Raw genomic sequence first — 9,681 nt, 5'->3', positions numbered from 1 at the left:
CTCGGCGCGGCGACCACCGCGCCGGGCCTCGCCGGCCTCTGGCCGACCCCGCACTCGGGCACCCCGCGGACCGCGCGCCGCGTCCTGCCCGCCGAGATCACCGCGCCGCGGACGGCGCGCGAGTTCGCCCAGGCCACGCTGCGCGGATGGGACGCGGACGGGAACGCCGACGACGTCGTCATCGCCGTCTCGGAGCTCGTCACCAACGCCCTGCGCCACGGCATGGACGGGCTGCCCCAGCCCATGCCGCTGTGCCCGATCCAGCTCGTGCTGCTCGGGCACCCGCGGCGGGTCGTCGTGGTCGTGACCGATCCCGGGGGGCCCGCGGGCCGCGTCCCGGAGCCGGTCGCGAGCGACCCCGACCGCTTCGGTGAGGGCGGCCGGGGCCTGCTCGTCGTCGGCGCGGTCAGCGAGTCCTGGGGCTGGGCCCGGCTCGCCACCGGCGGGATGGCCGTCTGGGCGGCCTTCGACCTGAGGGTCAGCCCTCCAGAGCCGGGACCGGCTCGGGAGCCGGAACGGACCGCACCGGACGCTCCAGCTCACTGAGGAAGTCGCGGGCCCAGCGGTCCACGTCGTGCTCGGTGACGCGCCGGCGCATCGAGCGCATCCGGCGCGCCTGCTCGGTCGGCTCGGCGCCGAGCGCGGCCAGCAGCGTCTCCTTCAGCCCGTCGATGTCGTACGGGTTGACCTGGTAGGCGCCCCGCTTCAGCTCGGCGGCGGCGCCGGCGAACTCGCTCAGCACCAGCGTGCCGCGCATGTCCTGGCGGCAGGCGACGTACTCCTTGGCGACCAGGTTCATGCCGTCCCGCAGCGGCGTCACGACCATCACGTCCGCGGCGAGGTAGAGGGCGGCCAGCTCGGCGCGGTCGTAGGAGCTGTGCAGGTAGTGGATGACCGGGAAGCCGATCTCCCCGTACTCGCCGTTGATCCGCCCGACCTGCTGCTCGATCTCCTCCCGCAGCAGCTGGTACTGCTCGACCCGCTCCCGGCTCGGCGTGGCGATCTGCACGAACACGGCCTCGCCCGGCCGGAGCTTGCCGTCGGCGAACAGCTCGCCGAACGCCTGGAGCCGCTGCGTGATGCCCTTGGTGTAGTCGAGCCGGTCCACGCCTAGCAGCAGTGTCGCGTCGCCGAGGTCGGTGCGGATCTCGTGGGCGCGCTCCCGGACGTCCTGGCGCATGATGAGGTCGGTCAGCTCGCCCACGTCCACGGAGATCGGGAAGGCCCGCGCGCGGACGACGCGGTCGTCCCAGAAGACGTCCTGCTTGACGTTGCGCGCGTCGAGGAGCCGCCGCGACAGCCGGACGAAGTTCGCCGCGGCGCCGGGAAGCTGGAAGCCGACGAGATCGGCGCCGAGCAGCCCCTCCAGGATCTGCCGCCGCCACGGGAGCTGCCAGAACAGCTCGACCGGCGGGAACGGGATGTGCAGGAAGAAGCCGATCCGCAGGTCCGGGCGCAGCTTGCGCAGCATCGAGGGGACGAGCTGGAGCTGGTAGTCCTGCACCCAGACGATCGCGTTCTCCGACGCGACCTCCGCGGCCGCCTCGGCGAACCGGTTGTTGACGCGGACGTAGGCGTCCCACATCGCCCGGTCGTACACGGGCGGGGCCACCACGTCGTGGTAGAGGGGCCAGAGCGTGGCGTTCGAGAACCCCTCGTAGTAGAGCTGGACCTCCTCCGCGGACTGCTTGATGGGGACGAGCGACATGCCGTCCTCCTCGAACGGCTCCAGCTCCTCGTCCGGCGCCCCGGACCATCCGATCCACGTGCCCTGCCTGCGCCGCATCACGGGCGCGATCGCGCTCACCAGCCCGCCCGGACTCCGACGCCAGGCGGGCGAACCGTCCGGCCCGGCGATCCGGTCGACCGGAAGCCGGTTGGCCACCACCACGAACTCACTACCGCGCGACAACTGACGACCCGCCTCTCCAGGGAAACCTCGGCGTGCTCCATGCCCAGAAACGGTCAGGAAGAACATCCTGTCACTTCGACGTAAAGGCGACGTGTCCGCAAGACCCGATGTCAGCGAGGCGGGGCGGAACTCACGGGGGTTTGGAGCGGGCCATATTCCTTTCCCGGCAGGTGACCGCGGTTTACGTGCTTGTCACCTTTGGATGGACTTGCCCCGAAATGTTACGTAGATCACATGTGTCCGGCGTGCTCGCGCTCGCGGCCCGGCGCGTCGGCGGGCTCGCGGCGCCGCCACAGCAGCGCGTCCACCGAGAAGCGGCCCGCACCCGTGAGGGCCAGCAGCAGCGCGGAGGCGCCGAGAACGAGGACGAGCTCGTAGCCGCCCTTGTCGGCGAACAGCCCCTTGTCCATGTGGACGTACCAGAACGCGCCGGCCATGTCGGCGGCGAGCAGCAGCCCGGCGAGCGGGACGAGGACGCCCGCGATCAGCGCGATCCCGCCGAGCAACTCGACCCAAGTAGCGAAGTGGGCGGCCAGACCAGGCAGCGGGATGCCGAGGCCGTCGAACATCTTCGTGACCCCGGCGTGGCCGAGATCGTTCAGCTTCTGCCAGCCGTGCGCGACGAAGACGACGCCGAGCGCGACGCGGCCGACCAGCAGGCCGGCGTCGGACAGGTACGGGACGCGGCGGGCGGGGGACGCGAGGGCGGACCTGACGGGGAGCATGCGGAACGTCCTTCCTTGAAGGTTCTAAGGTTCAAATATGAACTAACTAGACGTTAGCAGAGTTGTTCAAATCCGTACCATCTATGATCTTCACGCTGGGTTACGGCCAACTAGAATCGCCCCCATGACGGACGACGGAAGGCCCCTCGAACCGGCCCAGCTGCGCGCCTGGATGGCCTTCGTGTCCGCGAGCCACCTCATCGACCACGAGGTCGAGCGCCAGCTCAAGCGCGACGGCGGGCTCTCGCACCCCGAGTTCGAGGTCCTGCTGCGGCTGCGCGGGGCCGAGGGGAACCGGATGCGCATGTCGGACCTGGCCCGCGAGGTGATGATCTCCAAGAGCCGGCTCACCTACCAGGTCACGCAGCTGGAGCGCGCGGGGCTGGTCCGGCGCACCGGCTGCGAGTCCGACCGGCGCTCGATCTGGGCGGAGCTGACCCCCGAGGGCTCCGCCGCGCTGGACAAGGTCCGGCCGGGCCACCGCCGCGTCGTCCGGGAGGCGCTGATCGACATGCTGTCCGCCGAGGAGCTCGCGCTGTTCGGCGACGCGCTCACCCGCGTGGCCGACCGCCTCCGCGCCCGCTAGCGCGGCCGATGCGCGGCGTCGGGGGGCACGCACGGAGCGCCGGCGGGCCGCCGGGCGAGGTCGGCTGGTTCTCGCGCGACTTCGGGGGGATCGTCGAGCGCTCGCCGGCGCGAGTCGTCCGACCGCGGTCGGCGGGCGAGGTGGCCGCGGCGCTGCGCGAGGCCGCCGCGCTCGGGCTGGAGACCGTCCCGCGGGGCATGGGCCACTCGACCTTCGGCCAGTCGCTCACCGGCGGGATGGCCCTCGACATGCGCGGGCTAGCCGCGATCCACGAGGTCCGCCCCGCACACGCGGCCGGCGCGGCGCACGCGGCCGGTTCTGCGCACGCGGCCGGTTCTGCGCACGTGGTCGTCGGCGCGGGGGCGACCTGGCGCGAGGTGCTGGACGCGACGCTGCCCCTCGGCCTCGTCCCGCCGGTCCTCACCGACTACCTCGACACCACCGTCGGCGGGACGATCTCCGCGGGCGGCATCGGCGGCGCGTCCCACCTCTACGGGACGCAGGCCGCGAACGTCCTCGCCCTGGAGGTCGTCGCGGACGGCGCGCCCGTCACCTGCTCCGCCGAGCAGCGTTCCGGGCTGTTCGACGCCGTCCGGGGCGGGCTGGGGCGGCACGGCGTGATCACGCGGGCGACGCTGCGGCTCGTGCCCGCGCCGGAGCGCGTGCTGTCCTGCACGATCCCCTGCCGTGACGCCGCCGACCTGCTGCGCGTCCAGCGGGAGGTGGACGCCGGGCACCTGTCCGGCCAGGCCAAGCCGTCGGAGGACGGCTGGCGGTTCGAGGCCAAGGCCGTCCTCCACGAGACTTCCGGGCCTCTCCCTGCCGGGACCGCCGAGGCCGAGGAGCTGTCCTTCCGCGACTTCGCCGACCGCATGCGCCCGGACGTCGAGGAGCTCGCCGCGCTCGGTGAGTGGAACCGCCCGCACCCGTGGGGCATGGTCTTCCTGCCCTTCCCGCGCGCCGCCGGCGTCATCGAGGCGACGCTCGCGACGATGACGCCGGACGACCTCGGCCTCAGCGGCCTCGTGCTGGTCAAGGCGCTCCGAACCGGCCCCGGGAATGTACCCGCTCTGCCCGCCGACCCCGTGCTGTTCGGCGTCCTGCGGACGGCGTCGCCCGGCTGCGCGCCCGTCGCGGACATGCTCGCCGCCAACCGCGCCCTGCTCGCCCGCGCCCGCGTCGCCGGGGGCACGCGCTACGCCGTCGACGCCGTCCCTGAGTGAGGGCGCGCGGGGAAGCCGTGGGCGCGGGCGCCGGCGACCACGGCCAGGACCGGGAGCAGCAGGGCGAGCACACTCCAGGGGAAGGACCCGGCGCCGGTGAGGTCGAGCAGGACGCCGCCGACGATCCCGCCGCCCGCCATGGCCGCGTTCCACAGCGTGACGAGCATGGCCTGGGCGGTGTCGGCCGCGTCGCCGCCCGCGTCCGCCACGGCGGTCTGGAGCAGGGTGGGCGCGCCGCCCCAGCCGAGCCCCCACAGCGCCGCCGCCGCGTAGACGAGGGCGGACCCGTCCGTCAGCAGCGCGAGCACGGTGGCCGCCGCGGCGATCAGGACGGTCGCCGCGATCGTGAGCGCCCGCAGCCGCCGGTCGATGTGGGCGCCCGTGAACCAGATGCTCACCAGGGACGCGGCGCCGAAGACCAGCAGCACCAGGTCGACGGAGCCGCCCATGCCGAGGTGCTTCAGGTAGGTCGCGACGTAGGTGTAGAGGATCGTGTGGGCGAGCACGAGGACGAGCGTCACGAACAGGACGGGCGCGACGCCGGGCACGGCGAGCGTCCGCACGATGGGAAGGCGCCCGCCCCTCCCCTGCCCGGGATGGTCCGGGACGACGGCGGCGATCCAGCCCAGCAGCACGACGGCGAGCGCCGTCATGACGGAGAACGTGACGCGCCAGCCGAGCGCGTCGCCGAGGAACGTCCCGGCGGGCACGCCCAGCGAGAGGGCGACGGGGATGCCCGCCATGGCGATGGCGACCGCCTTGCCCTGGAGGTGGACGGGCGCCAGGCGCCGCGCGTATCCGGCGAGCAGGGCCCAGGCGACGCCCGCCGCCACCCCGGCGACGAACCGGGCCGCCATCGTCAGCGCGTAGGACGGCGACGCTGCGGTGACCGTGTTGGCGGCGGCGAACCCCGCCACGGCGGCCAGCAGCAGCCGCTTGCGCCGCCATCCGGCGGTGGCGGCCGACAGCGGGATCGCCAGCAGCGCGGTCCCGGCCGCGTAGACGGTGACGGACTGGCCCATGGCCGACTCGCCGACGCCCAGGTCGGTGCTCATCGCGGGCAGCACGCCCGCGGGGAGGGTCTCGGTCAGGCTGGTGATGAAGACGGCCGTGGCCAGGGCGAGCAGCGCCCCCATGGGCAGCCCGCGCCCGTCCGCCCCGGCGCGCGGAGCGGCCGTCGATGCGGTGATCTCGTTCATGGCCGCTATGCTCAAACCATCACATAGATGTGAGGGTCAAGCGCCGGAACGCGAGGTCGGTCACATGCGAATCGGAGAGCTCTCGGAGCGCACCGGAACCCATCGGCGGCTGCTCCGCTACTACGAGGAGCAGGGCCTCATCATCGCGGACCGGTCGGCGAACGGCTACCGCGACTACGACGAGGCCACCGTGGACCGCGTCATGCAGATCCGCGGCCTGCTCGACGCCGGGCTCCCCACCCGGCTCATCAAGCAGATCCTCCCGTGCCTCGACAAGCCGCGCGTCATCCACTTCCCGGACGCGACGCCGGAGATGCTCGCGACGCTGGAGATGGAGCGCGACCGGATGACGCGGCGCATCGAGTGCCTCACCCGCAACCGGGACGCGATCGCCGAGTACCTGGAGGAGGTCCGCACCGGCGCCGTGTCCGAGCGTCCCGCCGCCCAGGCGGCCGCCCAGGCGGCCGCCCAGCCGACCGGTCAGGCGGCCGCTCAGCCGGTCACCGGGTAGGCGGACTGGAAGGCCAGGCGGCGGTCGGCGCCGGCGGCGAGCCGGTCGCAGACGTCGTCGAGGTCCATGAAGGCCTGCCAGGGCTCCGCGCCGGACGCGGCGACCAGCGCGTCCACGATGCGGCCTTCGAGGTCGGGGACGCGCTTGCCCTTCCACACCTTGTCGGCGAGGCTGACGAGGAGGTCGTCCACGCCGATGTCCGGGCCGTCCCAGGACGCGTGGGTGCGGGCGAAGCGCGCGAGCCGCTCCTCCACGCCGCGCTCGCGGAGCAGCGCGTACCCGGCGGGCTCGTGCTCGCCGCCCGGCCCGGACAGCTCGGCCGGGTGCAGGGCCTTGCCGATGTCGTGCGTCGCCGCGCCGAACAGCACGGCCTCCGGGTCCACGCCGAGGGACGGGTGGCGCTCGGCGGCCCAGGCGACCAGCTCGGCCGCCACGCCGTGGACGGCGCGCAGGTGGGCGGCCAGGCGCGGCGGGGCGCCGAGCTCCTCCAGCAGCCGCGCCGCCCGCTCGGGCAGCGGCGGCGGCCCGGGATCGGTCAGGGCGCGGCGCAAAGCGGCGGTGGTCATCCGGTGGGCGGTCACTGGGCCAGCGCGATGACCTCTGCGCCGGGGAGGGCGGCGAGCGCCTTGCCGGGGACGAGCAGCTTCGACGCGCGCAGCCCGCTGCCGATCACCACGTGCGGGGCGGCGGCGACGGCCTCGTCCACGAGGATCGGCCAGCCCGCGGGCAGGCCGACGGGCGTGATGCCGCCGTACTCCATGCCGGTGAGGGAGGTCGCCTCGTCCATCGGCGCGAACGACGCCTTGCGGGCGCCGAGGTGCTTGCGGACGGTGCCGTTCACGTCGGCGCGGCCGGTGGCGAGCACCATGCAGGCCGCGTAGGTGACCTCGCCGCCGCGCTTCGCCGCGACGATGACGCAGTTGGCGCTCGCCTCCAGCGGGACGTCGTAGTGCGCGCAGAACGCGGCGGTGTCGGCGAGCGCCGGGTCGATCGGGGCGACCTCCGCGTCCGCCACGCCTCCGGCGGCCGCGGCCACCGGGTCCGCCAGCAGGTCCGGGCGCTCCGCCGCCGGTGTCCAGTCGAGTGTGCCGACCATCGTTCCCCTTCCAAGGTTTCCGCGGGATCCACCCTGCCACGGTCGTGACGCGGGTGCGGTCTTGACGCGGACGCGCGCGACTGTCATCGTCGTGGTCCAGTGGATGAGCCACTAGACCACTAGCCTGGAGATGTCCGTGACCGCCTCCCCGATCTCCCGCGACACCGTCGTCGACTCCTTGGTCGACCGGCTCCGCCACGACGTGCTGAGCGGCCGCTACCCGCCGGGTTCCTACCTGCCGCCCGAGCGGCAGCTCGCCGCCGCCTACGAGGTCACCCGGACGTCCCTGAAGCACGCGATCGTCCGGCTGGCGCAGGCGGGGCTGGTGGAGACGCGGCACGGGGTCGGCACGCGGGTCCGCGACTACGAGCGGCTGGGCGGTCCCGAGCTGCTGCCCATGCTCGCCAGCAGCGTCGGGGCCGCCTGGATGGCGGAGATCTTCCAGGCGCGGCGCGAGGTCGGCGCGCTCGTCGCCGCCAAGGCCGCCGCGAACGGCACGGCGGAGCAGCGCGACCGCCTCCGCGGCCTCGCCGCCGAGCTGCGCGCGGCGGACGGCGCGGACGCGGCGCAGCTCGCCGAGTGCGAGATGCACCGCGTGATCGCGAGCGCGACGGGCAACCGGGTGTACGGGCTCCTCGTCAACGCGCTGCTGAACGCCTACCTGGCCGTCCGGGAGGGGTTCCGGCACGCGTTCGCCGACCCCGAGGCGGCGGCCGCCCGGATCGCGCCGCTGCTGGACGCGCTGTGCGCCGGGGACGCCGAGCGGGCCCGCGCCGCGGCCGACGCCTACTACGCCGAGACCGAGGCGGTCATGCTGGCGGGTCCGCGATGAGCGCGCGGCGGACGACGTTCAGCGAGGTCATGGAGGGCACGCTGCGGCTCGCCGGACGTCCGGACGCGGCGGGCCGCCCCAGTGCGCCGGACCGCCCCAGTGCGGCGGGCCGCCCCGATGCTCCGGGCGGCATGCTCCCGATCCGGCTGGACCTCGACGCGGACCTGCCCGGCGTGCTGCGCCCCTGGGGCGACGCCGAGGGCGGCCTGACCGGGCGGGTGACCGTGCCGGGCTGGGCGACCGGCGCCGCCGCGTCCGGGCGGCTGCGCGTCGCGCCGGTCGCGGCCCGCCGCATCCGCTACACCCTGGACTTCACCGCGGACGACGGGCGGCGCCTGCGCCTGGACGGCTGGAAGTCGGTGACGCCGCGCCGGCCCGTCCGCTCGATGACGCTCCTGCCGGCCACCGTGACGGACGAGGACGGGACGGTCGTCGGCGAGGCCCGGCTGCGGTTCCGTGTCCGCCGCGACCTCGTCCGGTTCCTCGCGGGCTTCCGCTTCCCCGCGACGCCCGCCGCCACCGGCGACGAGGGCGAGGTCGTCGAGGCCATGCGGTCGCGGTGGCGCGGGCAGGCCGGGCGCCTGGAGGTCTGGTACACGACGCTGACCGACCCCGCCACGGGCACCGGTGTGTGGCTCCACCATGAGCTGGTCGCGCCGCACGACGGCGGCGACCCGCGCGCACACGGCTGGGCGGCCGTCTTCCCGAGCGGCGAGCCGCCGATGCTCGCACGGTTCGGCCCCTGCGCGTGGACGCCTCCGGACGGCGCCGTGTTCGCCGCCGGACCCGTCGTCCAGACCACCACCGCGTTCACCGGAACGGCCGGGGACATCGCCTGGGACCTGCGGGAGTCCGGCGGCGGGCGCCCGATCCACACGTTCCCGCGGTGGGCGTGGCAGCGGGAGTTGCTGCCCGCCGCGCAGATCGTCCCGAAACCGGCGGCGGCGTACGACGGCGTGGTCCGCTTCGGCGACTGGACCCTGGAGCTGGCCGGCGCGCCTGGAGCGTCGGCCCGGATCTACGGGCACGGGAACGCGCGGCGCTGGGCGTGGCTGCACGCCGACCTCGGCGGCGGCGACGTGTGCGAGATCGTCGCGGCCGTCTCGACGCGCCCGGGGCTGGACCGGCTGCCGCCGCTGCCGCTCGTCCGGCTGCGCGTGGACGGCGCGGACCTGCCCGCGGGCGACCCGCTGCTCGCCGCGCTGCGGCTGCGCGCCCGCATCGGCCTGCCGGAGTGGACGGTGCGCGGCCGGATCGGCGACCGCCTGATCCACGTGCGCGTGACGCTGCGGGCGGAGGAGACCGTCGCGGTGGACTACGCCGACCCGGACGGGTCCCCGGCGGTCTGCCACAACTCCGAGCGCGCCGATGTCCGGATCGTCCTGTGGCGGCGGGACGGGCGCCGCTGGGCGGTCGAGCGGGAATGGCGCCTGGACGGGACGGGCCACGCGGAGGTGGGGCTCCGGTGAGCGCCATGACCGGGACGGTGGCGGCGCTGCTCGGCATCGAGGACGCCGCCGAGGTCGACCGCGTCACCGCGCGGGCGGAGGCGGTCGGGCGCGCGCTGCCCGCCCCCGTCCGGCTCGGCCTGCGGGCG

General features: G+C 74.7%; 11 protein-coding genes. 6 read left to right on the top strand and 5 right to left on the bottom strand.

The annotated features are described in order from the left end of the window. Nucleotides 1-546: ATP-binding protein (locus E1300_RS43450; RefSeq protein WP_131763125.1), on the top strand; the 546-nt coding region annotated here is incomplete at its 5' end. On the opposite strand, the gene E1300_RS43445 is transcribed toward E1300_RS43450, so the two are convergent. Continuing rightward, on the bottom strand, nucleotides 479-1,912 hold the full coding sequence (locus E1300_RS43445; RefSeq protein WP_242619773.1) for an alpha,alpha-trehalose-phosphate synthase (UDP-forming): 1,434 nt from the start codon (nucleotides 1,910-1,912) through the stop codon (nucleotides 479-481). The two genes, E1300_RS43450 and E1300_RS43445, sit on opposite strands and share 68 nt — an antisense overlap. A gap of 230 nt (nucleotides 1,913-2,142) precedes the next feature. Next, complete coding sequence (locus E1300_RS43440) at nucleotides 2,143-2,637, bottom strand: DoxX family protein (protein WP_131763123.1); 495 nt, start codon at nucleotides 2,635-2,637, stop codon at nucleotides 2,143-2,145. Nucleotides 2,638-2,761: 124 nt separating this feature from the next. Between E1300_RS43440 and E1300_RS43435 the strand changes: the two genes are divergently transcribed. Together E1300_RS43435 and E1300_RS43430 are read left to right on the top strand one after the other, a co-directional pair. Beyond that, on the top strand, nucleotides 2,762-3,223 hold the full coding sequence (locus tag E1300_RS43435) for a MarR family winged helix-turn-helix transcriptional regulator (protein ID WP_131763122.1): 462 nt from the start codon (nucleotides 2,762-2,764) through the stop codon (nucleotides 3,221-3,223). Nucleotides 3,224-3,231: 8 nt separating this feature from the next. After that, a complete protein-coding gene (locus E1300_RS43430; protein ID WP_131763121.1) occupies nucleotides 3,232-4,446 on the top strand; it encodes an FAD-binding protein in 1,215 nt (404 codons plus the stop codon). Here E1300_RS43430 and E1300_RS43425 read toward each other — a convergent pair. Beyond that, on the bottom strand, nucleotides 4,419-5,645 hold the full coding sequence (locus E1300_RS43425; protein ID WP_131763120.1) for an MFS transporter: 1,227 nt from the start codon (nucleotides 5,643-5,645) through the stop codon (nucleotides 4,419-4,421). The genes E1300_RS43430 and E1300_RS43425 overlap by 28 nt on opposite strands. A 64-nt stretch (nucleotides 5,646-5,709) precedes the next feature. Between E1300_RS43425 and E1300_RS43420 the strand changes: the two genes are divergently transcribed. Next, complete coding sequence (locus E1300_RS43420; protein WP_131763119.1) at nucleotides 5,710-6,156, top strand: MerR family transcriptional regulator; 447 nt, start codon at nucleotides 5,710-5,712, stop codon at nucleotides 6,154-6,156. Here the strand turns inward: E1300_RS43420 and E1300_RS43415 are convergent. Then, on the bottom strand, nucleotides 6,138-6,722 hold the full coding sequence (locus E1300_RS43415) for an HD domain-containing protein (protein ID WP_131763118.1): 585 nt from the start codon (nucleotides 6,720-6,722) through the stop codon (nucleotides 6,138-6,140). The two genes, E1300_RS43420 and E1300_RS43415, sit on opposite strands and share 19 nt — an antisense overlap. Nucleotides 6,723-6,733: 11 nt before the next feature. Next, nucleotides 6,734-7,252 carry a YbaK/EbsC family protein gene (locus tag E1300_RS43410; RefSeq protein ID WP_131763117.1) on the bottom strand — a complete coding sequence of 173 codons (519 nt, stop codon included), beginning with the start codon at nucleotides 7,250-7,252 and terminating at the stop codon, nucleotides 6,734-6,736. Nucleotides 7,253-7,388: 136 nt separating this feature from the next. Between E1300_RS43410 and E1300_RS43405 the strand changes: the two genes are divergently transcribed. Next, nucleotides 7,389-8,084 carry a FadR/GntR family transcriptional regulator gene (locus E1300_RS43405; protein WP_207400297.1) on the top strand — a complete coding sequence of 232 codons (696 nt, stop codon included), beginning with the start codon at nucleotides 7,389-7,391 and terminating at the stop codon, nucleotides 8,082-8,084. Beyond that, on the top strand, nucleotides 8,081-9,553 hold the full coding sequence (locus tag E1300_RS43400; RefSeq protein WP_131763115.1) for a tocopherol cyclase family protein: 1,473 nt from the start codon (nucleotides 8,081-8,083) through the stop codon (nucleotides 9,551-9,553). Before E1300_RS43405 ends, E1300_RS43400 begins: the two co-directional genes overlap by 4 nt. Nucleotides 9,554-9,681: the final 128 nt, after the last annotated feature.

The sequence above is a fragment of the Actinomadura fibrosa genome, assembly GCF_900659615.1.
Taxonomy (GTDB): domain Bacteria; phylum Actinomycetota; class Actinomycetes; order Streptosporangiales; family Streptosporangiaceae; genus Spirillospora; species Spirillospora fibrosa.
Note: the sequence above shows the minus strand (reverse complement) of the source record. Positions and strands in the feature narration are given on the sequence as shown.

Excerpts from the sequence above, each read along its gene's own strand:
- E1300_RS43440 (WP_131763123.1), bottom strand. The coding sequence starts at position 2,637 with ATGCTCCCCGTCAGGTCCGCCCTCGCGTCCCCCGCCCGCCGCGTCCCG.
- E1300_RS43435 (WP_131763122.1), top strand. The coding sequence starts at position 2,762 with ATGACGGACGACGGAAGGCCCCTCGAACCGGCCCAGCTGCGCGCCTGG.
- E1300_RS43430 (WP_131763121.1), top strand. The coding sequence starts at position 3,232 with ATGCGCGGCGTCGGGGGGCACGCACGGAGCGCCGGCGGGCCGCCGGGC.
- E1300_RS43425 (WP_131763120.1), bottom strand. The coding sequence starts at position 5,645 with ATGAACGAGATCACCGCATCGACGGCCGCTCCGCGCGCCGGGGCGGAC.
- E1300_RS43420 (WP_131763119.1), top strand. The coding sequence starts at position 5,710 with ATGCGAATCGGAGAGCTCTCGGAGCGCACCGGAACCCATCGGCGGCTG.
- E1300_RS43415 (WP_131763118.1), bottom strand. The coding sequence starts at position 6,722 with ATGACCACCGCCGCTTTGCGCCGCGCCCTGACCGATCCCGGGCCGCCG.
- E1300_RS43410 (WP_131763117.1), bottom strand. The coding sequence starts at position 7,252 with ATGGTCGGCACACTCGACTGGACACCGGCGGCGGAGCGCCCGGACCTG.
- E1300_RS43400 (WP_131763115.1), top strand. The coding sequence starts at position 8,081 with ATGAGCGCGCGGCGGACGACGTTCAGCGAGGTCATGGAGGGCACGCTG.